Genomic DNA, 26,787 nt, shown 5'->3' with positions numbered 1-26,787 from the left:
ACAGAAACCCCCACCCCACGTCACGTCCGGTGACGGGCCCGCGCGCGCTCTGGCGCGGGTCTGCTTCGCCGTGCCCCGAGAGGACGACCCCCATGGTCCGGACCCGCCCACACCACACGACGCCGGCTCGCACGACGCCGCACCGCACCGCGTCGCACCGCGCCGCGCCCGCCGCCGTCGCCGCTGCGCTTGTCGCCGCCCTCGCCCTGACCGGCTGCGCCGGACCCGACTCCGCCTCGGGCGCCGCGCCCGCCGACCCGACGCCGGGCGGCACGCTCCGGTTCGCGCTCGGTGCCCCGCCGCAGGGTGTGGATCCGCAGCAGGTCGGCACGAACGTCAGCATCTACGTCGCCCGGCAGCTCGCGGACTCGCTCACCGACCAGGACCCCGCCACGGGCGAGATCGAGCCGTGGCTCGCGGAGAGCTGGGACGTCAGCGAAGACCTGACCCGCTTCACGTTCCACCTGCGCGACGGCGTCACGTTCTCGGACGGCAGCCCGCTCACCGCCGACGACGTGCGGGCCAGCTTCGACGCCGTCGCGGGCGAGCTCGGGGCGACCGCGCCGCTCGCGGCGAGCTACCTCGCGGGCTACGAGAAGACCGAGGTGCCCGACGAGCGCACGGCGACCGTCGTCTTCGACGCGCCGAACGCGCAGTTCCTGCAGGCCACCTCGACGGTCTCGCTGGCGATCCTGTCGGAGCAGACCGCCCAGGCGGACCCGGCCGAGCGCCTGCAGGGCGACGTCGTCGGCTCGGGGCCGTTCGTCCTCGAGAGCTACACGCAGGACCAGGGCGCCGTGATCACCCGGCGCGAGGGCTATGAGTGGGCGCCCGAGTCGTCCGAGCACGAGGGCGACGCCTACCTCGACCGCATCGAGTTCTCGGTGGTCCCGGAGTCCGGGGTGCGGGCAGGCGGGCTCGCGTCCGACCAGTTCGACGCCGTCGGCGACGTGCTGCCGCAGGACGTGCCGCAGGTCGAGGGCTCGGGCGGCGAGGTGCTGACCCGCGCCAACCCCGGGGTTCCGTTCGTGCTGCAGCCCAACGTGACCCGCCCGCCCCTGGACGACCCGGAGGTGCGGCGCGCGCTCCTGGTGGGGATCGACCGCCAGGAGCTGGTCGACACGGTGCTGTCCGACGCGTTCAGGCCGGCCACCAGCGTGCTCGCCTCGACTACGCCCGGGTACGCCGACCAGTCGGACCAGCTCGCCTTCGACCCCGACGAGGCCGGGAAGATCCTCGACGACGCCGGGTGGACGACCGGCCCGGACGGCATCCGCGTCAAGGACGGGGAGCCGCTCGAGATCGAGGTGACCTACACCCCCGTCTTCACCGGTAGCGGGGCGGTGCTGGAACTGGCTGCCCAGCAGCTGCGCGCGATCGGCGTCGACCTGTTGCTGCGGCAGCTCACCGCGGCCGAGCAGACCACCGCCCAGGAGTCCGGCGACTACGACCTCTACTACTACAACGTCACCCGGGCCGACGCCGACATCCTGCGCACCCAGTTCTCGACCGCCCAGCGCAACCTCAGCCTGCGCGAGCCGGACGACGCCGTCGACCCGCTGCTCGACGAGCAGCTCGGCGAGGCGGACCCGGCGGCCCGGGACGCGCTCGTCGCGGACGCCCAGCGGGAGATCCTCGACCAGGGCCTCGCGGTCCCGCTGTTCGAGCTGGCGCAGTCGATCGGCGTCCGCGGGGACGTGCACGGCCTCGCCTTCGACGCTTCCTCCCGCCTGCTGTTCCACGACGCATGGATCGAGCAGGACTGATGGTCACCTACGTCCTGCGCCGCCTCGCCGGCGCTGCCGCGGTCCTCTGGGCGGCGTTCACCGTGTCGTTCCTCATCCTGTACCTGCTGCCCAGCGACCCCGTGGCGATCATGCTCGACCAGGGCGCCGGGGGAGAGCGCGTGGACCCCGCGCGGGCAGCCGAGCTGCGCGAGCGCTACGGGTTCGACCAGGGTCCCGTCCGGCAGTACGTCACGCTGCTGGGCCGCACACTGACTGGCGACCTCGGCACCTCCATCAGCAGCGGCGCCCCCGTGACGGGCCTCATCGCCGACGCGTTCCCCGAGACGGCGAAGCTCGCGGGGCTCGCGCTCCTGCTCGCCCTGGCCGCCGGCGTCGGCATCGCGACGCTCGCCTACTGGACCAGGGCCGCCTGGCTGCGCGACCTGCTGCTGGCGCTGCCGCCGCTCGGCGTCGCGGTACCCGGGTTCTGGGTGGGGCTCGTGCTGCTCCACCTGTTCTCGTTCACCTGGTTCCTCTTCCCCGCGGTGGGCAACGAGGGGTTCGCCTCCCTGGTGCTGCCCGCGGTCACGCTCGCGATCGGGCTCGCCGCCGTGATCGCGCAGGTGCTGTCCCAAGGTCTGCGCGAGGCTTGGCGGGCGCCCTACGTGGAGACCGCGTTCGCCAAGGGCTCCTCGCGGGCGCGGGTGCTCGGCGCGCACGTGCTGCGCAACGGGTCCCTGCCGACTGTCGCCGTGCTCGGCGTCCTGGTCGGCAACCTGCTCGGCGGCACGGTAGTGGTCGAGACGGTGTTCTCCCGCCAGGGCTTCGGCCGGCTCGTCGAGAACGCGGTGACCACCCAGGACATCCCGGTGGTCCAGGGGCTGGTGGTCGTCGCCGCCGCCGTGTTCGTCCTGACCAGCCTGCTGGTCGACCTCGCCCACCCCCTCCTCGACCCCCGGGTCCTGCGTGGCGGGCACGGCGGGTCCGGCACCGGGGGAGGCGCGCGATGACCCACCTCCTTACCCGCGTCCGGACCCGCGCCCTCGCCCGGCCCGCCGACCTGGTGGCTCTCGCGGTAGTGGCCGTCGTCCTGGCCTGGGCGCTCATCCCCGGGCTCTTCACGGGCTACGACCCGGTGACCGGCGTCCCCGCCGACCGGCTCCGGCCGCCGGATGGCGCCCACTGGTTCGGCACCGACCACCTGGGCCGCGACCTGTTCGCGCGCACCGTGCACGGCACGAGCCTGTCGGTGCGGGCCGCGCTGCTCGCGATCGTCGTCGCCCTGGTGGCGGGGTCCGGCATCGGGCTGGTCGCGGGCTTCCTGGGCGGCCCGGTCGACGACGCCCTCATGCGCGCCACCGACGTCCTGCTCGCCATCCCGGGGCTGCTGCTCTCGCTCGCGGTGGTCACCGCGCTCGGCTTCGGGACCGTGAAGGTGGCGGTCGCCGTGGGCATCGCCTCCGTGGCCACGTTCGCCCGCGTCATGCGCAGCCAGGTGCTGCGGGTGCGGCACGCCACCTACGTGGAGGCGGCGAGGCTGGCCGGCTCCGGCCGGGCCGCCGTCGTCCTGCGGCACGTGCTGCCGAACGCGGCCGGCCCGGTGCTGGCGCTCGCCGCCGTCGAGCTCGGCGCGGTGATCCTCGCCGTCTCGGCCCTGAGCTTCCTGGGGTACGGCGCCACGCCGCCGACGCCCGAGTGGGGCTCGCTGGTGGCGGAGGGCCGCGACTACCTGGCGGTCGCCTGGTGGTACTCGACGCTGCCGGGCCTGGTCATCGCGTTCTTCGTGCTCGCGATCGGCGTGCTCGGGCGAACGCTCGCCCGCGAGGGAAGGACTGACCGATGACGCTCACGAGAACAGTCACGGCGAGGACGCGCGCCGGCACGGCCGCGCCTGACCGGGCGACGGAGGATGCTGCGGGCGAGCCCGCGGCGCCGGGCGGCCTGCTGCGGGTGCGCGGCCTGCGCGTCGCCTACGGCGACCGCGAGGTGGTGCACGGTGTGGACCTGGACGTGCGGCCGGGTGAGGTGGTCGCGCTCGTGGGCGAGTCCGGGAGCGGCAAGTCCACGACGGCGCACGCCCTCATCGGCCTGTTGCCCGACGGCGGCAGGGTCACCTCGGGGGAGGTTGCCCTCGGCGTGGAGCCGCTCACCGGCCTCCTGCCGGACGCCTGGCGGCGCGTGCGCGGCGTGCGCGTGGGGCTCGTGCCGCAGGATCCGGGTACCGCGCTCGACCCGGTGATGCGGGTCGGCGACCAGGTGGCGGAGGCGTTGGTGGTGCACGGGACGCCGCGCCGGGCCGCGCGCGAGCGGGCCGTCGAGATCCTGCGCGAGGTGGGGCTCGACCACCCCGGGGAGCGGGCGCGGCAGTACCCGCACCAGCTGTCGGGCGGCATGCGCCAGCGGGTACTCGTCGGGATCGCGATGGCGTGCGAGCCGGAGCTGGTGATCGCGGACGAGCCGACGTCGGCCCTGGACGTGACGGTGCAGCGACGCGTGCTGGACCTGCTCGCCGACCTCGCGGGCCGCGCGGGGACCGCGGTGCTGCTCATCACGCACGATCTCGCGGTGGCCGCCGACCGCGCCGACCGGGTGGTCGTGCTCAAGGACGGCGTAGTGGTCGAGGAGGGGCCGGCCGGGCGGGTGCTGGGCGCCCCCGAGCACCCGTACACGCGTGAGCTCGTGGCGGCGGTGCCTGGCACAAATACTGTGCCAAGCGCCGCCGTGCCAGCCGGCCCGGCCGCGACCACGAGCGAGCCGGCGGCCCCGAGCACCGCCCTCAACGTGCCGCCGCAGCCCGTCCTCCTGGCCGCGCACGCGCTGGTCAAGGAGTTCCGCCTGGGGCGCCGGGAACGCCTGCGCGCCGTCGACGACGTCTCGTTCACCGTGCCCCGCGGGTCGACGTTCGCGCTGGTGGGGGAGTCGGGGTCGGGCAAGTCGACGACGGCCCGGCTCGTGCTCGGCCTGGACCGACCCTCCGCCGGCGTCGTGGAGCTGGACGGCGCCCCCGTGGGCGGCGACCTGGCCACCCGGCGGCGGACCCAGCTGGTGCACCAGGACCCGTACTCGTCCCTCGACCCGCGGTTCACCGTGGCCGCCGTCGTCGAGGAGCCGCTGCGCGCACACCGCGTCGGGACCCGCGCGGAGCGCGCGGACCGGGTGGCGCAGCTGCTGGAGCAGGTGCACCTCTCACCGGACCTGGCCCGACGCCGGCCCGCCGAGCTGTCGGGCGGACAGCGCCAGCGCGTGGCGATCGCACGGGCGCTCGCGCTCGACCCCGAGCTGCTCGTGCTGGACGAGCCGACGTCGGCGCTCGACGTCTCGGTGCAGGCCCGCGTGCTGGCCCTGCTGGCCCGGCTGCGCGCGGAGCGTGGCCTCACCTACCTGTTCATCTCGCACGATCTGGCGGTGGTGCGGCAGGTCGCCGACCACGTCGGCGTGATGAGGAACGGGCAGCTCGTGGAGACGGGGCCCGTCGGGAGCGTCTTCGACCACCCGGCCCACCCCTACACCGCCGAGCTGCTCGCGGCGATCCCCGGTGCCCGCACCCGTCGGCACCCCGACCGGAAGGACCTGACATGACCGAGACACTGCAGACAGCGACGACCAGGGCAACAGGCACGGCAACAAGCACCGCGACCGGCCCGGCGACGAACGCCGCTGCGCCGGACGCGGCCGCCGCCCGCGACCATGCGGCGTGGCGCGCCGCCCGCGAGCGCGACCTGCGCGAGCCCCACGGCCCGCTGAGCCAGGTCGCCCTGCACTGGCCGACGGCGGTGCCCCGCCGCTTGCCCGGCATTCCCGGCGAGTGGTGGGTGGCCGACCGCACCCTGTTCACCCGGCCAGTGCCGGGTGACCGAGCCGTGCTGGCCGGCGACCAGGTCGAGCCCGTGGGGCCGACGCTGGTCGGCGTCGACGAGGGGCGTTCCCGCATCGTCGGCACGTTCCTCCCGGAGGGCCGGGTCAGGGGCGAGGGAGCGGACGACGAGCACGAGGTGGCGGTCGAGGTGGTGCTGCGCACCGGCCGCTACGCCGTCCGGCCGCTCGACCCGCAGGCCGCCACCCGCACCGGTTTCGACCACGTCCCCACGTTCGACTACGACCCCGCCTGGGTGCTCGACGTCCCCGTGACCTGGTACGAGGACCCGGAGCCGGTCACGGTCGGCGCCGCGCAGCCGCGCCTGGTGCACCACGTCGCGGTGCTCGGTGAGGTAGACGTCGCCCACGAGGGAGCGGTGGTCACCCTGGCCCTGACCGGCAGCCGCACGGAGCCGACCCTCCTGTTCAGCGACGAGGCCGACGGCGTCGCGCCGTGGCGGATCCTCCGGATCCCGGCGCCGGACTGGGCGCCGGCGACGTCGGGCACGCTACGCCTCGACCTGAACCGGGCGGTGAACCTGCCGTACGCGTTCACGGACTTCGGCACGTGCCCGGCCCCGCTCGCGGGCAACCACCTGCCGTTCGCCGTGACGGCGGGCGAGAGGGCGCCCCGATGACGGCCGTCTCCACGGGGGCGTCCACGGAGACGTCCCCGGCGCTGGAGGTCCGGGAGGTGCGACTCTCGGACCCGCTGGTCGAGCCCCTGCTGGCCGGTCTGTCGGTCGAGTACCGGTCGCGGTACCACGACGTGCTGACCGACGAGGAGCACCGGGCCGAGATGGCCCACTACGGTGCCGAGGAGTTCGCCCCGCCGGTGGGCTCCCTGGTCCTGCTCCTGGAGGGCGGCGACCCGGTGGCGGGCGGCGCGTTCCGCCGTCGGCTCGAGCCGGAGCTCGGGGACGCGGCCCGCCTGGCGCGGCCCGGCACCCGGGACGGGGACGGCGCTCCCGCAGTCCCGACGGCGGAGCTCAAGCGCATCTGGACGCACGGTGCCCACCGGCGTCGCGGCCTGGCCCGGCGGGTGCTGGCGGAGCTCGAGACCCGGGCCCGCGACCTGGGCTACTCGCGGCTCTACCTGACCACAGGCCCGCGGCAGCCGGAGGCGGCGGCGCTGTACCGGGCGACCGGCTACACGCCGCTGTCCGTGGCCGCCGCGGGCGAGCCCGCCGAACCGTCGGGTGCTGATCCGTTCAGCCCGCTCCCTTTCGAAAAATGGCTGGCGGCGAGATGAGCGCGGACCTGGCCGAAGGCGAGTCGCGCCTCCTCTACCCGCCGCCCGGCATGCCGCCGGGCGGGGGTAGCGCGGCGTCCGCCGGGCCGGCCGACGAGGACCTGCGGGTGGTTGCGGCCCGGCACCCGGGCCGCTGGCTCGCCACCGCCGTCGTCGCCGTGCTGCTGGCCATGGTGGTCTCCTCGCTGGTCACCAACGACCGCTGGGAGTGGGACGTCGTGGCGCGGTACCTCACCTGGCCGTCGATCCTGGAGGGTGCGTGGGCGACGATCCGGCTCACGGTGACGGCGTCGGTGGTGGGCTTCGCGCTCGGCACGGTGCTGGCGCTCATGCGGCTGTCGCGCTCGCCCCTGCTGCAGGCGGTCTCGTGGGCCTACACCTGGGTGTTCCGGTCGGTGCCGCTGCTGCTGCAGCTCCTGCTCTGGTACAACCTCGCCTACCTGTACCCGGTCCTCAGCCTCGGGATCCCGTTCGGGCCGGAGCTGCTGTTCTTCGACACGCTCGATCTGATCGACAAGTTCTGGGCGGCGATCCTCGGCCTGGGCCTGTCGCAGGCGGCCTACAGCGCGGAGATCGTCCGGGCCGGGATCCTCGGCGTCGACCAGGGCCAGCACGAGGCCGCGGCCTCGCTGGGCCTGCCGCGACACCGCCAGGTGCGGCGCATCATCCTGCCGCAGGCGATGCGGTCGATCGTGCCCACCGCCGTGAACGAGGTGATCGGGCTGCTCAAGGGCACCTCGATCGTGTACGTGCTGGCGTACGGCGAGCTGTTCTACATCGTGAGCGTCATCTACGGCCGCAACGGCCGGGTGGTGCCGCTCCTGATCGTCGCCGCCATCTGGTACCTGGCGCTCACCACGCTGATCACGGTGGTCCAGTACTACGTGGAGCGGCACTACGCGAAGGGCGCGCTGCGCACCCTGCCGCCCACGCCGCTGCAGCGGGTGCGCTGGGAGCTCCAGGTCGGCCGCTCGCGCCTCACGGGCGCACCGGTGCCCGACGGCGTCCCGCCCGCCTTCGCGGCGCGCGTCCGGGTCGGCCGCCGGGTCGCCCCGCGCGGGGGTGCGGCATGACCGGGGGGCTGCTGGAGATCCGCGGCGTGCACAAGTCGTTCGGCATGCTCGAGGCACTGCGCGGGGTGGACCTCACGGTCCGGCCCGGCGAGGTCGCGGCGATCATCGGCCCGTCCGGGTCGGGCAAGTCGACCCTGCTGCGCGCGATCAACCACCTGGAGAAGGTGGACCGCGGCTTCGTGTCCCTGGACGGCGAGCTCGTCGGGTACGCCCGGCGCGGCAGCACGCTGCGGGAGCTCACCGAGCGCGAGATCCTGCGCCGCCGCACCCGGATCGGGTTCGTGTTCCAGAACTTCAACCTGTTCCCGCACCTCACGGTGCTGGAGAACGTCGTGGAGGCGCCGATCTTCGCGCAGGGCCGGCCGCGCGCGCAGGCCGAGGCGGAGGGGCGAGAGCTCCTCGCGCGCGTCGGGCTGGCTGACCGGGCCGACGCCCGGCCCCGGCAGCTCTCGGGCGGTCAGCAGCAGCGGGTGGCCATCGCTCGGGCGCTCGCGCTGCGGCCAGCCGTCGTCCTCTTCGACGAGCCGACCTCCGCCCTCGACCCCGAGCTCGTCGGCGAGGTGCTCGAGGTGATCAAGGAGCTCGCGGGCACCGGCACCACGCTCGTCGTCGTCACCCACGAGATGGCCTTCGCCCGCGAGGTCGCGGACACCGTCGTCTTCATGGACGGCGGCGTCGTGATCGAGCAGGGGCCGTCCGCCGACGTGCTCGACCGCCCCGCCAGCCCCCGGACCAAGGCCTTCCTGGAGAAGGTCCTGTGACCCCGAACCCCAATCCTGTCCAGAACCCGAAGGGAACCACCGTGACCGTCTCCCGACGAGCCGTCCGAACCCGCCTGCTCGCCCTGACCGCCGTCCCGCTGCTCGCGCTGACGACCGCCTGCGCGGCCGCCAGCACCGAGCGGCCCGAGGCGGCCGACGGCGCGGCGGGCCTCGCCGAGAACGCCCCCGAGTCCGCCGGGCTGCAGGTCAGCACCAGCCCCGACCAGGACCGGGTCCGCACCACCGAGTCCGCCGAGGCGGTGGCCCTGCTGCCGGACGAGTGGGCGGACAAGGACGAGATCACCGTCGCGGTGAGCGCGAGCGGCTCCCCGCCCCTGGTCTTCCTCGCCGACGACGACAAGACCCCGATCGGCCACGAGACCGACATCGCGCAGCTCGTGGCCGACGCCCTCGGCAAGGACGTGCGGCTCGAGGTCAAGGCCTGGGCCGACTGGCCGCTCGCTCTCCAGTCGGGCGACGTCGACGCCGTCATCTCGAACATCACCGTGACGGAGGAGCGCAAGGAGACCATCGACTTCTCCAGCTACCGCGTCGACGAGCTGGGCTGGCTCACGGCCGCCGGCTCGGACCTGACGATCGACGACCGCGAGGACATCGCGGGCCGGACGGTCGGCGTCGGGTCCGGGACCAACCAGGAGAAGATCCTGCTCGAGTGGGACCGCCTCAACCAGGAGGACGGGCTGGCGCCCATCGAGGGCCCCGAGTACTACGAGTCGCTCTCCGACGTGCTGCTCGCCCTCCAGTCGGGGCGAGTCGAGGCCTACGTCGGGCCGAACGCCGTGCTCGCCTACCAGGCGGCGGTCTCGCCGGACGACTTCAAGGTGGTCGGGACCCTGAACGGCGGCTGGCCCGACACGGCGCAGATCGCCGTCGCGACCAAGAAGGGCGCCGGCGCCGCCGAGGCGGTAACCGCCGCGCTCAACCACGCCATCGAGGACGGTTCCTACCACCAGGTGCTGGAGCGGTGGGGCCTGGGGACCGAGGCAGTGGACCGCGCCGAGACCAACCCGCCCGGCCTGCCCAAGACCGAGGAATGAGGAGCATCATGAGCACCCGAAGAGTCCCGCTGTCCGTCCTCGACCTGGCCCTGGTCGCCGACGGCGCCACCGGTGTCCAGGCGATCCAGCGCGCGGTGTCGCTCGCCGTCGACCTGGACGCGCTCGGATACCGGCGCGTCTGGTACGCCGAGCACCACCTGGCGCCCGGTGTCGCCTCGGCGTCACCCGCCGTCCTCGCGGCCGCGGTCGCGGCCCGCACCTCCCGCATCCGGGTCGGCTCCGGAGCCGTGCTGCTGTCCACGACGTCGCCCCTGGTCGCCGCCGAGCAGTTCGGCACCATCGCCGCGCTGCACCCCAGCCGGGTCGACCTGGGGCTGGGGCGTGCGTTCACGCCGCCGCCGTCGGGCACGCCGAACACCAAGCCCGTCCGGGCCGCCCAGCCGGCGGGCCCGCCCGCGCCCGCCGTACCCCGGCTCGTCGACGGCCTCTACGTGCCGCCCGCCCCGCCGAACGGACTCAACGACCCGGCGCTGCGCGAGCGGCTCCTGGCCCAGCAGGAGGTGATCGGCACGCACCGCCGGCCCGCGGGCTTCCGCGAGGAGGTGGAGACCGTGCTCGCGCTGCAGCGGGGCACGTACCGCGACCGGACGGGAAGCGCCTACACGAGCCCGCCCGTCGAGGGCGCGGCATTCGACCTGTGGCTGCTCGCGTCCAGCGGCGGAGAGAGCGCCACCGTCGCGGGCGCGCTCGGCCTGCCGCTCGCGGCCAACTTCCACGTCAGCCCCGCCACCGTCCTGGACACGGTCGCCGCCTACCGGGCGGCGTTCCGGCCGGGCGTGCTCGCCGAGCCCTACGTGGTCGTGTCGGCCGACGTGCTCGTCGCCCAGACCCTCGAACGAGCGCGCGTGCTCGCCGAGCCGTTCGCCGACTGGGTGCTGTCGATCCGCCGCGGCGAACGCGGCGCCATCGCCTACCCGTCACCGTCGGCCGCAACGGCCTGGACGGCCCGGCCCGACGCCGAGCGTGCGCTCGTGGCCGACCGCGTCGACACCCGGATCGTCGGCGACCCGGCCACCGTCGTCGAGCGCCTCGACACGCTGGCTCGCGTCACAGGTGCCGACGAGCTGCTCGTGACCACCGCCACCCACGACCCCGCCGAGACACGCCGCTCCTTCGAGCTGCTCGCCCACGCCTGGGGCATCACCGAGGGGGCCGCCGACCAGAGCCCTCGCCGAAAGGTCAGCGCCGCCTGACCGGCTGCGAACCAGAGCCGAACCCGAACCCACAAGCAAGGAGAACCACCATGCCCGTCGAGTTCCTTGGCATAGCCGCCACCAACGACGCCTCGGAGACCACCGAGCGCACCACCCAGCCCTTCGACCCCGACTACCTGGTCCGCATAGCGCGCGCCCACCAGGACAACGGCTGGACCCGCATCCTGTTCGCCTACGGCTCGTCCGGGCCGGAGCCCGCCGCGCTCGCGGCGCACGTCGCGGCGCACGTGCCGTCGATCGAGCTGCTGCTCGCGCACCGGCCCAACGTCTCGTACCCGACGTACGCGGCCAAGACGTTCGCGACGCTGGACCAGCTCTCGGGCGGTCGGCTGTCCGTGCACTTCATCTCGGGCGGCAACGACCACGAGCAGGGCCGGGAGGGCGACACCCTGACCAAGGACCAGCGGTACGCCCGCACCCGCGAGTACATCCAGATCGTGAAGCGGGCGTGGACCAGCGCCGAGCCGTTCGACCACCACGGCGAGTTCTACGACCTCGACGACTTCGTGCTCGATGCCAAGCCGCATCCGGGGCACGTGCCCACCATCTCGTTCGGCGGCTCGTCGGACGCCGCCTACCCGGTCGGGGCGGCCGAGGCCGACATCTACGCCGTCTGGGGCGAGCCCCTGGACCGCACCGCGGAGCAGATCGCCCGCGTGCGCGCCGAGGCGGAGGCCGCAGGCCGCGCGACACCGCCTCGGATCCACGCCGCGTTCCGGCCGATCATCGCGCCGACGGAGAAGCTGGCCTGGGAGAAGGCGTACCAGATCCTGGGCCGGATCGAGGCGCGGAAGGCCGCGCAGGGCGGCGTCCTGAGCCGGCGCCACCCGATCGACAACCCCGAGAACGCGGGGTCCCAGCGTCTGCTCGAGATCGCCGCCCAGGGCGAGCGGTTCGACACGGCGCTCTGGACCGCCACGGCGAAGGCGACCGGCGGCGCCGGGAACTCGAACGCGCTGGTCGGCACGCCGGAGCAGGTCGCCGAGGCGCTGCTCGCGTACTACGACCTGGGCGTCCGGGTCATCTCGGCCCGCGGCTACGACCTGCTCGACGACGCCATCGACTTCGGCCGCTACGTCATCCCCCTGGTCAAGGAGGGCGTAGCGCAGCGCGACCGTGCTGCGGAGAGCGAGACCGAGAGTGCGGCCGCCTGATGCGTTTCCAGGTCCTGGACATCGCCTTCAACCCGCCGCACCCCGTCACGGGCGCGGAGGTGCCGCCCGCCGACCGGCTGAACCGGATCGTCGACACGGCGGTCCTCGCGGAGGAGCTCGGGTTCGACTCCTTCGCCGTGGGGGAGCGGCACGCGGGCCCGGTGCTGTCGTCCGCCCCGACCGTCATCCTCGGGGCGATCGCCGCCCGCACGTCCCGCATCCTGCTGTCGACGGGTGTCACCGTACTGTCCCTGCACGACCCGATCCGGCTCGCGGAGGACCTGGCGACCGTCGACCAGCTCAGCCGCGGCCGCCTTGAGATCGTCATCGGCAAGGGCAACGAGGACCTGCAGTACCCGTTGCTCGGCCTCGACATCGCCAAGCAGTACGAATACCTGCGCGAGAACTACGAGCTCCTGCGGCTCCTGCTCGCCGGCGAGGACGTCACGTGGGAGGGCAGGCACCGGCAAAAGCTGGAGCACGCGACCACGCTGCCACGCCCGTTCGCGGGGCCGTTCCGCATCTGGCACGGCTCGGCGACGTCGCAGTTCGCCGTCGACCTCGCGGCAGAGCACGGGGACCCGATCGTCAGCGCCAACGCGCTGCAGCCCCGCGAGAACTACGGCGTGCTCATCGACCGGTACCGCGAGCGATACGCGGCCGCGGGGCACGACCCGGCGTACGGGTTCGTCGGCGCGGGGTCGGGCGGCCTGTTCCTGGCCGACACCACCGAAGAGGCGGTCGAGCAGTACCGGCCGATCTACGAGGGCCAGGTGCGCCAGCAGGACGCGCGGAAGCACGCGCCGGGCGCCATCGGCGAGGTCACCAGCTTCCGCACCCTCGAGGAGGCCGTCGAACGCGGCCCGGCGCTGGTGGGCTCGCCCGAGGACGTGGTCAACAAGATCCTCGACTACCACTCCACCTTCGGGCACGTGCTGCAGGCGGTGTCGGTGAACCACCTGCTCGAACCGGCGCAGCAGGAGGACGTGCTGCGCCGGTTCGCCCAGGAGGTGGTTCCGCAGGTGCGGGCCGAGGTCCGGACGGACCTGTGGGGCCCGCGCGACGAGCGGCGGGCCGCTGGGTTCACCGCCGTCGACCCGCCTGCCCGCACGAAGCGAGACACGAAGCAGAGAGACACGACAAAGACGGAGGTGACGGTATGACCGCGCACACGGATCAGCAGACGGATCACCACCCGGGCGGCCTGGTGGTCGTCAGCGGCAACCCGCGGCCGGGTTCACGCACCCTGGGCGTGGCGCAGGCGGTCGGACGCCGGCTGGCGGGCTCGCTGGCCCTGCCCGGGACCGACCCGGTCGACCTGGCGCTGCTCGCCCCCGAGATCCTGACCGGGTCGGCCGCCGTGACCGCGGCCCGGGACCGGGTGGCGGCGGCGCGGCTGGTGGTGGTGGCGACGCCGGTCTACAAGGCGTCCTACACCGGCCTCCTCAAGGCGTTCCTGGACGGCTACGGCCCCGACGCGCTCGCGGGCGTCGTCGCGGTACCCGTCGTGGTCTCCGCGAGCCCCGCACACGCGCTGGCGGGGGAGGTGCACCTGCGGCCGGTGCTGGTCGAGCTCGGCGCCGTGGTGCCCGCGCGGACGTTCGCCGTGACCGAGGACCAGCTGGCCGACGTCGGGCAGCCGCTCGAGGCCTGGGCCGCGCGCTGGGCGGCGACGCTCGGCCGGGCCGTCCCCGCGCCGCTGGCGGGGGTGGCCCCGTGACCGCGGAGCTGACCGACCTGAGCGTCCTGACCGGCCCGGGGGTGCGCTCGGACGAGTTCAAGGCGGTCTTCCGGCGGCACCCCGCCGGGGTGGCGGTCGTCGCGCTGGCCGACGGCGACCGGCCGGTCGGGTTCACCGCGACGTCGGTCATCTCGGTGTCGGCCGCGCCGCCGTCGGTGGCGTTCTCGCTGGCGACCACCTCCTCCTCGTGGCCTGCCCTGGCACGGGCCCGCACCGTGGCGATCAGCTTTCTCGCCGCGGGGCAGGCCGACGTCTCCGCGCGGTTCGCGACCAGCGGGATCGACCGGTTCGCCGACGGCGGCTGGGCGCCGCTGCCGACGGGGGAGCCCGTCATCGAGGGTGCGGTGGCCTGGCTGCGCGGGCGGGTGGTGCAGCGCACGCCGGTGGGGGACAGCCACCTGGTGTCGGTGCGGGCGTTGTCCTGCGCCGTGGCCTCCGGGGCGCCGCCGCTGGTCTATCACGACCGCGCATATCGCATGGTGAACGACCTGTGAGGCGACACGCCGGGACAATTCGCCCGTGTTTCCGCGATTCCACTGGGTTACGCGGTGCTTGACCATGGCAGGATGACGCCATGGCGCTCACGGGACAGGTCAAGGAGGAGCTCGCGCGGGTGAGGGTGGCGAAGACGTCGTGCCGCAAGGCAGAGGTCTCCGCGACGCTGCGGTTCTCCGGCGGCCTCCACATCATCTCCGGTCGGGTAGTGATCGAGGCTGAGCTCGACACCGAGTCGGCGGCGACCCGGCTGCGGCATGCCATCCACGACCTGTACGGGCACACGAGCGAGCTCATCGTGGTCCAGGCCGGTGGCCTGCGGAAAAGCTCCCGGTTCGTGGTGCGCGTGGTGCGCGAGGGCGAGTCGCTCGCCCGCCAGACCGGACTCCTCGACGCACGCGGCCGCCCCGTGCGCGGCCTGGCGCCCGAGGTCGTGTCCGCGGGCGTGCAGGAGGCCGAGGCCGTGTGGCGCGGCGCGTTCCTGGCGCACGGCTCCCTGACCGAGCCCGGCCGGTCCATGGCGCTCGAGGTGACCAGCCCCGGGCCGGAGGCGGCGCTCGCGCTCGTCGGCGCGGCCCGCCGCCTCGGCGTGGCGGCCAAGTCCCGCGAGGTGCGCGGCATCGACCGCGTGGTGATCCGCGACGGTGACTCCATCGGCCGGATGCTGGAGCGCATCGGCGCCCCGGAGACGCTCAAGGTCTGGGAGGAGCGCCGGGAGCGCCGCGAGGTGCGCGGTACCGCGAACCGCCTGGCGAACTTCGACGACGCGAACCTGCGCCGCTCCGCCCGGGCCGCCGTCGCGGCGGGCGCGCGCGTCCAGCGGGCCTTCGAGATCCTGGGCGACGAGCTGCCCGACCACCTGCGCCAGGCCGGCGAGCTGCGCCTCGCGCACAAGCAGGCGTCGCTGGAGGAGCTGGGGCGCCTGGCCGAGCCGCAGCTGTCCAAGGACGCCGTGGCGGGGCGCATCCGCCGCCTGCTGTCGACGGCGGACAAGCGCGCCCTCGAGCTCGGCATCCCCGACACGGAGGCGGGACTGCCCGCCGACCTCCTCGATCTTTGAGTCCTGGCCGCCCGATCCGGCTTGTGAGAACGAACAGAACCCTGAGTTCCACGCTGTCCGGCTCGGGTCACGGTTCTGCCGGGTTCGGGTATAGGCTCGAAATCGTCAGGTGACGACGCCGTGACCATCGCGTTTCCCGTTCGGGTCGTCGCGAGGTCGCGGCGCCCGGAATACCTGGCAACGCACTTCGCCGTCGGGCATCGACGGCAGTGGCGACAGAACCAAGGAAACGTGTGCGCCGGGACGGCCGGCGCCCCTGAGGAGGGCATTGTGACCATCCGCGTCGGCATCAACGGCTTCGGCCGTATCGGCAGGAACTTCTACCGGGCTCTCGTGGAGTCGGGTGCAGACATCGAGGTTGTCGGGGTCAACGACCTGACCGACAACAAGACGCTCGCGCACCTGCTCAAGTACGACACCGTCCTGGGCCGCTTCGGCAAGACGGTCGACTTCGACGACGAGAACATCATCGTGGACGGCAAGAAGATCCGTGCGCTGGCCGAGCGCAACCCCGCGGACCTCCCCTGGGGCGAGCTGGGTGCGGACATCGTCATCGAGTCCACGGGCTTCTTCACGGACGCCACCAAGGCGAAGGCGCACATCGACGCCGGCGCCAAGAAGGTCATCATCTCGGCCCCGGCCAAGAACGAGGACGCCACGTTCGTCATGGGCGTGAACAACGAGCTGTACGACCCGGCCGCGCACCACATCATCTCGAACGCGTCGTGCACCACGAACTGCCTGGCCCCGCTGGCCAAGGCGCTGAACGACTCGATCGGCATCGAGCGTGGCCTCATGACCACGATCCACGCCTACACGGGTGACCAGAACCTGCAGGACGGCCCCCACAGCGACCTGCGCCGCGCCCGTGCGGCCGCGCAGAACATCGTGCCGACCACCACGGGTGCCGCCAAGGCCGTCGCCCTGGTGCTCCCGGAGCTCAAGGGCAAGCTGGACGGCTACGCCCTGCGCGTGCCGGTCATCACCGGCTCGGCCACGGACCTCACGTTCGAGGCGTCGCGCGAGGTGACGCTCGAGGAGGTCAACGCTGCGGTCAAGGCCGCCGCCGAGGGCCCGCTCAAGGGCGTCCTGGAGTACGTCGAGGACGACATCGTCTCCTCGGACATCGTGACCAACCCGCACCAGAGCATCTACGACGCGAAGCTCACCAAGGTGATCGGCAACCAGGTCAAGGTCGTCTCCTGGTACGACAACGAGTGGGGCTACTCGAACAGCCTCGTCAACCTCACCGTGTTCGTCGGCGAGAAGCTCTGACCGCTTTCTCCCCAGCGTGAACCCCGACGTCCGCGTGTGCATCGGCCAGCCGGCGCACGCGGACGTCGTCATGTGACGGAACCCCGACTGGCGAAGACCCTGTCTGCCGGTACCTCGACCTGGAGTGCTCCTATGAAGACCATCGACTCCCTCGGCGACCTGCGCGGCAAGCGCGTCCTGGTCCGCTCCGACTTCAACGTCCCGCTCGACGGGACGACCATTACCGACGACGGGCGCATCCGCGCCGCTCTGCCGACGCTGAAGCGGCTGACCGACGCCGGAGCCCGCGTCATCGTCATGGCCCACCTCGGCCGCCCCAAGGGCACGCCGGACCCGCAGTACTCCCTCGCGCCGGTCGCGGCCCGCCTCGGCGAGCTGCTCGGGCAGGACGTCGTGCTCGCCGAGGACCTCGTGGGCCCGTCGGCCAAGAAGACGGTCGAGGCCCTGGCCGACGGCCAGGTAGCCCTCCTGGAGAACGTCCGGTTCGACGCCCGCGAGACCTCGAAGGCCGACGCCGAGCGCGCCGAGCTCGCCGGCGAGCTGGCGCAGCTCGCGGACGCGTTCGTCTCGGACGGCTTCGGCGTGGTGCACCGCAAGCAGGCGTCGGTGTACGACGTCGCGCAGGTGCTGCCCGCGGCGGCCGGTGACCTGGTGCTGGGCGAGGTCGAGTCGCTGTCGAAGGCGACCGGCGACCCGGAGCGCCCCTACGCCGTCGTGCTCGGTGGCTCCAAGGTGTCCGACAAGCTGGGCGTCATCGCGAACCTGCTGACCAAGGCGGACCGCCTGCTCATCGGCGGTGGCATGGTCTTCACGTTCCTCGCGGCCAAGGGGCTGTCGGTGGGCAACAGCCTGCTGGAGGAGGACCAGATCGAGACCGTCAAGGGCTACATCACCACGGCGGAGGAGAACGGCGTCGAGATCGTGCTGCCCGTCGACATCGTCGCGGCGGACTCGTTCGCCGCGGACGCGCCGCACCAGGTCGTCGGCGCCGACGAGATCCCGGACGGCACGATCGGCCTCGACATCGGCCCCGAGTCGGGCAAGCTGTTCGCCGACAAGCTGGCCGATGCCAAGACCATCGCGTGGAACGGCCCCATGGGCGTCTTCGAGTTCGAGGCGTTCGCCGCGGGCACCAAGGCCGTGGCCCAGGGCATCATCGAGGCGACGGCGGCCGGCGGGTTCTCCATCGTGGGCGGCGGCGACTCGGCCGCGGCCGTGCGCGCGCTCGGCTTCGACGAGGCCGGGTTCAGCCACATCTCGACCGGTGGAGGCGCGAGCCTGGAGCTGCTGGAGGGCAAGGAGCTCCCCGGACTGACCGTCCTCGCCGACTGAGCCGACCTACCAGTTCCCCGGCTCAGCCGGGCACCCAAGCACAGCCTCTCAACGAAGGAAGAAACACGTGGCTACCACCCGCACGCCGCTGATGGCGGGCAACTGGAAGATGAACCTGGACCACCAGCAGGCGATCAGCACGGTCCAGAAGCTTTCCTGGACCCTGAAGGACGCCAAGCACGACTACGCAGCGGTGGAGGTTGCGGTCATCCCGCCGTTCACCGACCTGCGCTCCGTGCAGACGCTGGTCGACGCCGACAAGCTGGAGCTCGTCTACGGCGCCCAGGACATCTCCAAGCACGAGTCCGGCGCCTACACGGGCGAGATCTCCGGGTCGATGCTCGCGAAGCTCGGCTGCACCTACGTGCTGATCGGGCACTCGGAGCGCCGCGAGCACCACGGCGAGTCCGACGACCTGGTGAACGCGAAGGTGCGTGCGGCCTTCGCTCACGGCCTGACCCCGATCCTGTGCGTCGGCGAGGGCCTGGACGTCCGTAAGGCGGGCGACCAGGTCTCGTACACCCTGGCGCAGGTCGAGGCCGCGCTGGCCGACGTCCCGACCGAGCAGATCGCGAAGATCGTCATCGCCTACGAGCCCGTCTGGGCCATCGGCACGGGCGAGGTCGCGACCCCGGAGGACGCGCAGGAGGTCTGCGGTGCGATCCGCCGGGTGCTCGGTGAGCTGTGCGACCCGGACGTCGCCGACGGCGTGCGCGTGCTGTACGGCGGCTCGGTGAAGTCGGGCAACGTCGCGCAGATCATGGCGCAGCCCGACGTCGACGGCGCCCTCGTGGGCGGGGCCAGCCTCGACCCGGAAGAGTTCGCAAGGATCGCCCGCTACCAGTCCCACGTCACCGCCTGATTGGTTGTGGGCGCGATCGTTGCGCCTAAACCGGGCAGGTAAGCGTAACGATCGCGCCCACAACCAACGTGTGTTCCCGCAATCTGCCTGAGGTACCCTCGCTCAGCGTGATGTTCCAGGTGTGACTCCTGCTCAGGGCGCTACAGACCCCTGAGCAGGGCGTTAGCACTGTGAGGTGCGTCTCGCTTACTCTTGACCGATCCGCCGCCGGGTGACGCCCCGGCACACCTATAACCGAGGACGTGAACCGTGGACGCGCTCCGCATCATCCTGGAAGTTCTGCTGGTCCTGACCAGTGGCTTCCTCACCATGCTCATCCTGCTCCACAAGGGCAAGGGTGGCGGACTGTCCGACATGTTCGGTGGCGGTATCTCGATGGGAGCCGGCTCGTCCGGTGTGGCCGAGCGGAACCTCAATCGCATCACAATCGCGTTCGCCCTCGTGTGGGCCGTGGTGATCGTCCTGCTCGGACTCATCCAGAAGGTCAGCTGACCCGGTCGCCAGGCGCCTAGCAGCTGACGGCCACACACAGAGGGGACGACAGACGTGGCATCAGGCGGTCATGCGATTCGGGGGAGCCGGGTAGGCGCCGGCCCCCTCGGAGAGACGGAGCGGGGCGACACAGCGCCGCGTATCCGAGTTTCTTACTGGTGTGCCAACGGGCACGAGACAGCACCGAGCTTCTCCGTAGGCGATGACGTGGAGGCCCCCACGGAGTGGGACTGCCCGCGTTGTGGCTTCCCCGCGGGGATGGACCCGGTGAATCCGCCGGCTCCCGTGCGGAACGAGCCGTACAAGACGCACCTCGCCTATGTGAAGGAGCGCAGGTCTGACGAGGACGGCGCCGCCCTCCTGGAGGAGGCGCTGGAGGCACTGCGGGTCCGCCGAGGCGGACGCATAGCACGCTAAGAGTTTTCAGCCGCCGAAGTAGAACCCTGGCGAAGTAGAACTGGAGCGGGACACCCCGATGGGGTGTCCCGCTCCAGTTCTACTTCGCCAGGGTTCTACTTCGGCCCGCCGGCCGCTTCCGCGTCCAGCAGCCACAGCGTCCGCGTCTGCCCGACGGCGCCCCCGGCGGGCACCTCCGTCACCGGCTTGCCGGCCAGCGCGGCGGCTACCTGCTCCGCCTTCTCGGCGCCCGCCGCGACGATCCACACCTCGCGGGCGGACCGGATCGCGTCGAACGTGAGCGAGACCCGCTCCGGCGGCGGCTTCGGCGAGCCGTGCACGCCCGTCGTCGTGCCCCGCGCGGCCAGACCTTCGTGGCCGGGGAACAGGGACGCGACGTGCCCGTCGGGACCCATTCCGAGCAGCAGGACGTCGAACGCGGGGACCGCGCTGCCGTCCCCTTCGCCCGGCCCGGCAGCCGCCAGCAGCGCCGCGTAGGCCGCGGCGCCCTCCTCGGGACTCGCCACCGACGTCGGCCCCGGCATGGGGTGGACGTTGGCCTCGGGGAGCCCGTGCTCGGCGATCAGGCCGTCGAGCAGGGCGTCCCGGGCCTGCGTCTCGTTGCGGTCCGGGTCGTCGTCCGGCAGGAACCGCTCGTCGCCCCACCACAGGTGGACACCCGACCAGTCGACGGCCGGCACGAGCGGGCTCGCGGCCACTGCCGCGAGCGACGCGATGCCGACCGTCCCGCCCGTGAGCACCACGTGCACGGGGGAGCGGACCGACTGCACGTCCAGGACGCGCGTGAGCAGCCGCGCGGCCACGGCCTGCGCGAGCACCTCCTTGTCGGGGTGCACGACGACGAGCCGCACCGGCGTCGTCACAGACATCAGGCCGCCGTCCGCGTGGTGACCTGCTTCAACCCCCGCATGAGGGTCTCCTCGAAGACCTCGTCCGGGTCGAGCCGGCGCAGCTCCTCGATCAGGGCCTCGTTGAGCGCGCGGATCGGCAGGGCGATCCGCCGGGCGGGCTTGCCCGGCTGCGTGATCGTGACCGTGCGGCCGTCGGGACGGTCCAGCACGATCGGGCCGCTCCGGCGCTCCAGCGTCACGCGGGTGATCGCGTCGTCGCTGCTGGTGCGCACCACCTCGGCAGGGCAGTTCAGCCGGGTGCCGAGCCAGGCCGCGAGCAGGTCGAGCGACGTGTGCCGCTTCTGCCCCTCGACCGTCACGGAAAGCACGGGCTCGAACGGCGGCTGCTCGACGGCCGCGGCGATGAGCGCCCGCCACAGCGTGACGCGCGCCCACGCGAGGTCGGTGTCTCCAGGGGCGTACGCGCCGGCGAGGTTGCCGAGCATCTCCACCGGGTTCTTCGCGATGGTGCTGTCGATGATCCGACGGGCCGCCATCGCACCCACCGGGTCCTGGGACGGTACTGCCGGCGCCTCACGCGGCCACCAGGCCACGATCGGTGCGTCGGGCAGCAGGAGCGGCATCACGAGGGTGTCGGTCCGCTCCAGGAGCGGGCCGAAGGCGCGCAGCACCACCACCTCGGAGGCGCCGGCGTCACCGCCCACGCGGATCTGGGCGTCGAGCCGGGCGTCGGTGTCGCGCGCCGCCGGAGCGACGACGATGACGCGGCACGGGTGCTCACGGCTCGCGTCGTTCGCGGCCTCGACCGACTCCTCCACGTCGCGCTCGTCGGCCAGCACGACGAGGGTGAGCACGCGGCCCAGGGCCACCGCACCGCCCTCGTCGCGCAGGCGCACGAGACGCTTGTTGACCTGGTTGGTGGTGGTATCCGGCATGTCAATAATCACTGGACGTGCTCACCTTCTCGATGTGGCGTCAGTGTCGTCAACCGCGTCATCAGGGTCGCCTCCAGGACCGGCCGTCGCGCTCCATCATGGCGTCGGCCGACGGCGGGCCCCAGGTGCCCGACGCGTACGGCTCCGGCTGGCCCTTGCGCGCCCAGTAGGAGGTGATCGGGTCGAGGATCTTCCAGGACAGCTCGACCTCCTCGCGCGTCGGGAAAAGCGGCGGGTCGCCGAGCAGCACATCGAGGATGAGGCGCTCGTAGGCCTCGGGGGAGGACTCGGTGAACGAGTGGCCGTACCCGAAGTCCATGGTCACGTCGCGCACCTGCATCGCCGTGCCCGGCACCTTGGCGCCGAACCGCAGGGTGACGCCCTCGTCGGGCTGCACGCGGATGACCAGGGCGTTGTTGCCGAGCTCGGACGTCAGGGACGACTCGAACGGGAGGTGCGGTGCCTTCTTGAACACCACGGCCACCTCGGTGACGCGGCGGCCCAGACGCTTGCCGTGCCGCAGGTAGAACGGGACACCCGCCCAGCGGCGGTTGTCGACGTCGACCCGGATCGCGGCGAAGGTCTCCGTGGCGGAGTCCTTGGCGATGCCGTCCTCCTCCAGGAAGCCGGGCACCTCCTCGCCGCCCTGCCAGCCGGCCTCGTACTGGCCGCGGGCGGTGTGCTTGCCGAGGTCACGCGGCAGGCGCACGGACGAGAGCACCTTGATCTTCTCGGCACGCAGCTCGGCGGCGTCGAAGTTGACGGGCTCCTCCATGGCCACCAGCGCCAGGAGCTGGATCAGGTGGTTCTGGATGACGTCGCGCGCGGCGCCGATCCCGTCGTAGTAGCCCGCGCGGCCGCCGATGCCGATGTCCTCGGCCATCGTGATCTGCACGTGGTCCACGTAGTTCGAGTTCCAGAGGGGCTCGAACATCGTGTTCGCGAAGCGCAGCGCCAGCAGGTTCTGGACGGTCTCCTTGCCCAGGTAGTGGTCGATGCGGAACACCGAGTCCTGGTCGAAGACCTTTGACACCACGGCGTCGAGCTCGCGTGCGCTGGCCAGGTCGTGCCCGAACGGCTTCTCGATGACCACCCGGCGCCACGCGTGCACGCCGTCGCCGTCGGCGTCGTTGTCGGGACGCGACAGCCCGTGCTTCGAGAGCTGCTCGCAGACCACGGGGAAGGCCGAGGGCGGGACCGACAGGTAGAACGCGTGGTTGCCGCCGGTGCCGCGCTCCTTGTCCAGGGTCTCGACGGTCTGCCGAAGACGCTCGAACGCGTCGTCGTCGTCGAAGGAGCCCTGCACGAACCGGATGCCCTCCGCGAGCTGGCGCCACGTCGCCTCCCGGAAGGGGGTGCGCGCGTACTCCTTCACGGCGTCGTGCACCACCTGCGCGAAGTCCTGGTCCTCCCACTCGCGCCGGGCGAAGCCGGTCAGGGCGAAGCCGGGCGGCAGGAGGCCACGGTTGGCGAGGTCGTAGACGGCGGGCATGAGCTTCTTGCGCGACAGGTCGCCCGTCACGCCGAAGATCACCAGGCCGCTGGGCCCCGCGATGCGGGGAAGGCGCAGATCCAGGGGGTCGCGCAGGGGGTTGATCCCCTGCGCGATCTTTGCGGGCCTCACCGGTTGCCGGCCCCTGCTGTTCCGGCGCTGTCGAGGCCGGTCTTGGTGGTCGTCAACAGCTCGTCCCAGCTCACCTCGAACTTGGTCACGCCCTCGTCCTCCAGCTGTGCGGTCACCTCGTCCATGGAGATGCCCTGCGCCTCGATGGCCGCGATCGTCGCGGCCGCCTCCTCGCCCCTCCCGGTCACGGTGTCCCCGAGGACGATCCCGTGGTCGGCGAACGCGTTGAGCGTCTTCTCGGGCATCGTGTTGACCACGCCGGCCACCACGAGCTCGTCGACGTACATCGTGTCCCGGTACGCGGGGTCCTTCACGCCGGTCGACGCCCACAGCGGACGCTGCGGCTGGGCGCCGGCGGCCTCGAGCGTGACCCACCGGTCCGACGCGAAGACGTCTTCATACGCCGCATAGGCGAGCCGGGCGTTCGCGATGGCGGCCTGGCCGCGCAGCGCGAGCGCCTCGTCCGTGCCGACGGCCTTGAGGCGCTTGTCGACCTCCGAGTCGACGCGGGACACGAAGAACGACGCCACCGAGCCGATCACGGACAGGTCGTGGCCCGCTTCCTTGGCCTGCTCCAGGCCGGCCAGGAAGGCGTCCATCACCGCCCGGTACCGCTCGATCGAAAAGATCAGCGTCACGTTGACGCTGATCCCCTTCGCGAGGGTGGCCGTGATCGCAGGCAGGCCCTCGACGGTGGCAGGGATCTTGATCATCACGTTCGGTCGGCCGACCGTCTCCCACAGCCGCACGGCCGTGGACTTCGTCGCCTCCGTGTCGCGGGCCAGCCGCGGGTCCACCTCGATGGACACGCGGCCGTCCACGGCACTGGTGGCGTCGTAGACGGGGCGCAGCACGTCGGCGGCGTCACGGACGTCGTCGGTGGTGATGCGCTCCACCGCCGCCTCGACGTCGGCGCCGTCCGGGGGCCCGGCGAGCTCGGCCAGCGTGGCGTCGTAGGCGTCGCCCTGCGCCAGGGCAGCGGCGAAGATCGTCGGGTTGGTGGTGACGCCCACGACGTTCCTGGTAGCGATGAGCTCGGCGAGGTTGCCGGTGCGCAGACGCTCACGGGACAGGTCGTCCAGCCAGATCGCGACACCCGCCTCGGACAGCCGTTCAGTGGGACTGACGTTCTCGTTGACGGTGTCGGTCGTGCTGTCGGTCATCGTGCCCTTCCTCTGTCGTGTCCGTGTGTACCGGAGCGGTTCAGGACGCCGCCTCGATCGACTCCTTGGCGGCCTGGGCGACCGCCTCGGACGTGATGCCGTACTCCGCGTAGAGCTTCTTGTAGTCCGCCGACGCGCCGTAGTGCTCGAGCGAGACGATGCGGCCCGCGTCGCCGACGACCTCGCGCCAGCCCTGCGCCACGCCCGCCTCGACCGAGACACGGGCCTTCACGCCGGACGGGATGACCGACTCGCGGTAGGCCTCGTCCTGCCTGTTGAACCACTCGAGCGAGGGCATCGAGACCACGCGGGCCTGCACACCGTCGGCGGCGAGGATCTCGCGCGCCTCGACGGCGAGCTGCACCTCGGAGCCGGTGCCGACGAGGACGACGTCGGGCGTGCCCTCCGTGTCCAGCAGCGTGTAGCCACCCTTGAGGGTGCCCTCGGCGGCGGCGAAGCCGTCGGTGCCACGCGGGTAGGTGGGCACGTTCTGCCGGGTCAGCACGAGACCAGCCGGGTTGTTCGTGTTCTCGAGGATGCCGCGCCACGCCCAGGCGGTCTCGTTCGCGTCCGCCGGGCGGACGACGTCGAGGTTCGGGATGGCCCGCAGCGCCGCGAGGTGCTCCACCGGCTGGTGGGTCGGGCCGTCCTCGCCGAGGCCGATCGAGTCGTGCGTCCAGACGAACGTGCTGGGGATGCTCATCAGCGACGCCAGGCGCACCGACGCGCGCATGTAGTCGGCGAACTGCAGGAACGTGCCGCCGTACGGGCGGGTCAGACCGTGCAGCACGATGCCGTTGAGGATCGAGCCCATGGCGTGCTCGCGGATGCCGAAGTGCAGGGTGCGCCCGAACGGGTTGCCCGGGAACTTCTTGGTCGCGTGCTCCGCCGGCACGAACGACGGCTCGCCGTCCATCGTCGTGTTGTTGGAGCCGGCCAGGTCGGCGGAGCCGCCCCACAGCTCGGGCAGCACGTCCTTGAGCGCGGTGAGCACCTTGCCCGACGCCGCACGGGTGGCGACGCCCTTCTCGCTCGCCTCGAACTGAGGCAGGGATTCGGTCCAGCCCTCGGGCAGCTCGTGGGCGCGCAGGCGGGTCAGCAGGGCCGCGGTCTGCGGGTTCGCGTCGGACCAGGCAGCGAAGGCGGCCTCCCACTCCTCGCGCTGGGTGGACTGGCGAGCCGCGACGGAACGCGTGTAGGACAGCACGTCGGAGTCGATCGCGAACGTCGCCTCGGGGTCGAGGCCGAGCGCGGACTTGAGACCCTTGACCTCCTCGGCGCCCATGGCCGAGCCGTGGATGCCGCCCGTGTTCTGCTTGGTGGGCGCCGGCCAGCCGATGATGGTGCGCAGCGCGATGATCGACGGCTTGCCGGTCTCCGACTTGGCGGCGTCGAGCGCAGCGGCCAGCGCGTCGGTGTCCTCCGCGTAGCCGGTGCCGCCCGAGGTCCAGTCCACGCGCTGGGTGTGCCAGCCGTAGGCCTCGTAGCGCTTCAGGACGTCCTCGGTGAACGCGATGTCGGTGTCGTCCTCGATCGAGATCTTGTTGTCGTCCCAGATCAGGATCAGGTTGCCGAGCTGCTGGTGGCCCGCGAGCGACGAGGCCTCGGCGGTCACACCCTCCTGCAGGTCGCCGTCGGACGCGATGACGTACACGTGGTGGTCGAACGGCGACTCACCCGGGGCGGCGGTCGGGTCGAGCAGGCCGCGCTCGCGGCGCGAGGCCATCGCCATGCCGACGGCGGAGGCGAGCCCCTGGCCCAGCGGGCCGGTGGTGATCTCGACGCCCTTGGTGTGGCCGAACTCCGGGTGGCCAGGGGTCTGGGAGCCCCACGTGCGGAGGGCGGCGATGTCCTCCATCTCGAGGCCGTAGCCCGCGAGGAAGAGCTGCAGGTAGATCGTCAGGGACGAGTGGCCGGCGCTCAGCACGAAGCGGTCGCGGCCCACCCACTCCGGGTCCGACGGGTCGTGGCGCATGGCCTTCTGGAAGAGGAGGTACGCGGCCGGCGCCAGCGAGATCGCGGTGCCGGGGTGTCCGTTGCCCACCTTCTCGACGGCGTCCGCAGCCAGTGCCTTGATGGCCTTGACGGCTCGCTCGTCGAGCTCCGACCACTCCAGGGGCTTCAGCACGGGGTCGAAAGCGTTCACGAGTCCTCTTTCTCTCCGCCGTCGACTCTGGTCCTGCCCGGAGAGCGGACGGGGCGGTGAGCCGCGCAGCGTGCCTGCGGCGGCGGCGGGATGCCGGCCGCCCTTGGTTCGATTGCGAAATCAACCCTATACGCGCACCCCGACACCCGCGCAGACCTGTCCACGGTCTGCAATCTCACAGGGCACCGCGGGAATGCGGTGCGCGGCCGGGTCGCGGTGCGACGTACCATGGGCACGCACCTGTCCGGCACCAGGGCCCACCAGGTGCGTTATCGACTT

General features: G+C 72.5%; 25 protein-coding genes. 20 read left to right on the top strand and 5 right to left on the bottom strand.

Annotated features, from left to right (window positions below):
• Positions 1–92: 92 nt before the first annotated feature.
• The 20 genes from IE250_RS00420 (at position 93) to IE250_RS00325 (ending at position 19,789) form a co-directional block, all read left to right on the top strand.
• Complete coding sequence (locus IE250_RS00420) at positions 93–1,766, top strand: ABC transporter substrate-binding protein (protein WP_189667321.1); 1,674 nt, start codon at positions 93–95, stop codon at positions 1,764–1,766.
• A complete protein-coding gene (locus IE250_RS00415) occupies positions 1,766–2,737 on the top strand; it encodes an ABC transporter permease (protein WP_189667320.1) in 972 nt (323 codons plus the stop codon). Before IE250_RS00420 ends, IE250_RS00415 begins: the two co-directional genes overlap by 1 nt.
• A complete protein-coding gene (locus tag IE250_RS00410) occupies positions 2,734–3,570 on the top strand; it encodes an ABC transporter permease (protein WP_189667319.1) in 837 nt (278 codons plus the stop codon). The genes IE250_RS00415 and IE250_RS00410 overlap by 4 nt, the downstream gene beginning before the upstream one ends.
• Positions 3,567–5,306: a dipeptide ABC transporter ATP-binding protein gene (locus IE250_RS00405; RefSeq protein WP_189667318.1), complete on the top strand. Its 1,740-nt coding sequence runs from the start codon at positions 3,567–3,569 to the stop codon at positions 5,304–5,306. The genes IE250_RS00410 and IE250_RS00405 overlap by 4 nt, the downstream gene beginning before the upstream one ends.
• Entirely contained in the window at positions 5,303–6,220 is a 918-nt protein-coding gene (locus IE250_RS00400) for a DUF1684 domain-containing protein (protein ID WP_189667317.1), read from the top strand. The genes IE250_RS00405 and IE250_RS00400 overlap by 4 nt, the downstream gene beginning before the upstream one ends.
• The gene (locus tag IE250_RS00395; protein ID WP_189667316.1) at positions 6,217–6,834 is read left to right on the top strand and encodes a GNAT family N-acetyltransferase; all 618 of its coding nucleotides are present in this window, start codon (positions 6,217–6,219) and stop codon (positions 6,832–6,834) included. The genes IE250_RS00400 and IE250_RS00395 overlap by 4 nt, the downstream gene beginning before the upstream one ends.
• Positions 6,831–7,907 carry an amino acid ABC transporter permease gene (locus IE250_RS00390; RefSeq protein ID WP_229872017.1) on the top strand — a complete coding sequence of 359 codons (1,077 nt, stop codon included), beginning with the start codon at positions 6,831–6,833 and terminating at the stop codon, positions 7,905–7,907. Before IE250_RS00395 ends, IE250_RS00390 begins: the two co-directional genes overlap by 4 nt.
• Positions 7,904–8,668 carry an amino acid ABC transporter ATP-binding protein gene (locus IE250_RS00385; RefSeq protein ID WP_189667315.1) on the top strand — a complete coding sequence of 255 codons (765 nt, stop codon included), beginning with the start codon at positions 7,904–7,906 and terminating at the stop codon, positions 8,666–8,668. The genes IE250_RS00390 and IE250_RS00385 overlap by 4 nt, the downstream gene beginning before the upstream one ends.
• A gap of 41 nt (positions 8,669–8,709) precedes the next feature.
• A complete protein-coding gene (locus IE250_RS00380) occupies positions 8,710–9,726 on the top strand; it encodes an ABC transporter substrate-binding protein (RefSeq protein WP_229872016.1) in 1,017 nt (338 codons plus the stop codon).
• An 8-nt stretch (positions 9,727–9,734) separates the two neighbouring features.
• Entirely contained in the window at positions 9,735–10,940 is a 1,206-nt protein-coding gene (locus tag IE250_RS00375) for an LLM class flavin-dependent oxidoreductase (RefSeq protein ID WP_189667313.1), read from the top strand.
• 50 nt (positions 10,941–10,990) lie between these two features.
• The gene (locus tag IE250_RS00370; protein WP_189667312.1) at positions 10,991–12,115 is read left to right on the top strand and encodes an LLM class flavin-dependent oxidoreductase; all 1,125 of its coding nucleotides are present in this window, start codon (positions 10,991–10,993) and stop codon (positions 12,113–12,115) included.
• Positions 12,115–13,278 (top strand): LLM class flavin-dependent oxidoreductase, encoded by a 1,164-nt coding sequence (locus tag IE250_RS00365; RefSeq protein WP_189667311.1) that lies wholly within the window; start codon positions 12,115–12,117, stop codon positions 13,276–13,278. Before IE250_RS00370 ends, IE250_RS00365 begins: the two co-directional genes overlap by 1 nt.
• Positions 13,275–13,835 (top strand): NADPH-dependent FMN reductase, encoded by a 561-nt coding sequence (locus IE250_RS00360; RefSeq protein ID WP_189667310.1) that lies wholly within the window; start codon positions 13,275–13,277, stop codon positions 13,833–13,835. Before IE250_RS00365 ends, IE250_RS00360 begins: the two co-directional genes overlap by 4 nt.
• Entirely contained in the window at positions 13,832–14,350 is a 519-nt protein-coding gene (locus IE250_RS00355) for a flavin reductase family protein (protein ID WP_189667309.1), read from the top strand. The genes IE250_RS00360 and IE250_RS00355 overlap by 4 nt, the downstream gene beginning before the upstream one ends.
• A gap of 80 nt (positions 14,351–14,430) precedes the next feature.
• Positions 14,431–15,411, top strand: a complete 981-nt coding sequence (gene whiA, locus IE250_RS00350) for a DNA-binding protein WhiA (protein WP_189667308.1) — start codon at positions 14,431–14,433, stop codon at positions 15,409–15,411.
• A 270-nt stretch (positions 15,412–15,681) separates the two neighbouring features.
• A complete protein-coding gene (gap, locus tag IE250_RS00345) occupies positions 15,682–16,686 on the top strand; it encodes a type I glyceraldehyde-3-phosphate dehydrogenase (RefSeq protein ID WP_189667307.1) in 1,005 nt (334 codons plus the stop codon).
• A gap of 132 nt (positions 16,687–16,818) precedes the next feature.
• Positions 16,819–18,018 carry a phosphoglycerate kinase gene (locus tag IE250_RS00340; protein WP_189667306.1) on the top strand — a complete coding sequence of 400 codons (1,200 nt, stop codon included), beginning with the start codon at positions 16,819–16,821 and terminating at the stop codon, positions 18,016–18,018.
• 91 nt (positions 18,019–18,109) lie between these two features.
• Positions 18,110–18,880: a triose-phosphate isomerase gene (tpiA, locus tag IE250_RS00335; protein ID WP_229872162.1), complete on the top strand. Its 771-nt coding sequence runs from the start codon at positions 18,110–18,112 to the stop codon at positions 18,878–18,880.
• A gap of 249 nt (positions 18,881–19,129) precedes the next feature.
• A complete protein-coding gene (gene secG / locus IE250_RS00330; protein WP_020014806.1) occupies positions 19,130–19,372 on the top strand; it encodes a preprotein translocase subunit SecG in 243 nt (80 codons plus the stop codon).
• A 54-nt stretch (positions 19,373–19,426) separates the two neighbouring features.
• Positions 19,427–19,789: an RNA polymerase-binding protein RbpA gene (locus tag IE250_RS00325; protein ID WP_189667304.1), complete on the top strand. Its 363-nt coding sequence runs from the start codon at positions 19,427–19,429 to the stop codon at positions 19,787–19,789.
• A gap of 95 nt (positions 19,790–19,884) precedes the next feature.
• Here IE250_RS00325 and pgl read toward each other — a convergent pair whose 3' ends face one another.
• The 5 genes from pgl to tkt are packed head-to-tail and all read right to left on the bottom strand — an operon-like array spanning position 19,885 to position 26,508.
• The gene (pgl, locus tag IE250_RS00320; protein WP_189667303.1) at positions 19,885–20,658 is read right to left on the bottom strand and encodes a 6-phosphogluconolactonase; all 774 of its coding nucleotides are present in this window, start codon (positions 20,656–20,658) and stop codon (positions 19,885–19,887) included.
• Positions 20,658–21,587, bottom strand: coding sequence for a glucose-6-phosphate dehydrogenase assembly protein OpcA (gene opcA / locus IE250_RS00315; protein ID WP_189667302.1), 930 nt, complete (start codon positions 21,585–21,587; stop codon positions 20,658–20,660). Before opcA ends, pgl begins: the two co-directional genes overlap by 1 nt.
• Before the next feature lie 49 nt (positions 21,588–21,636).
• Complete coding sequence (gene zwf / locus IE250_RS00310; RefSeq protein WP_189667301.1) at positions 21,637–23,199, bottom strand: glucose-6-phosphate dehydrogenase; 1,563 nt, start codon at positions 23,197–23,199, stop codon at positions 21,637–21,639.
• Positions 23,196–24,362: a transaldolase gene (gene tal, locus IE250_RS00305; RefSeq protein WP_189667300.1), complete on the bottom strand. Its 1,167-nt coding sequence runs from the start codon at positions 24,360–24,362 to the stop codon at positions 23,196–23,198. Before tal ends, zwf begins: the two co-directional genes overlap by 4 nt.
• A gap of 40 nt (positions 24,363–24,402) precedes the next feature.
• On the bottom strand, positions 24,403–26,508 hold the full coding sequence (gene tkt / locus IE250_RS00300) for a transketolase (protein WP_189667299.1): 2,106 nt from the start codon (positions 26,506–26,508) through the stop codon (positions 24,403–24,405).
• Between the last annotated feature and the right edge of the window lie 279 nt (positions 26,509–26,787).

Source organism: Promicromonospora soli (assembly GCF_014653785.1).
Classification (GTDB): Bacteria; Actinomycetota; Actinomycetes; order Actinomycetales; family Cellulomonadaceae; genus Promicromonospora; species Promicromonospora soli.
Note: the sequence above shows the minus strand (reverse complement) of the source record. Positions and strands in the feature narration are given on the sequence as shown.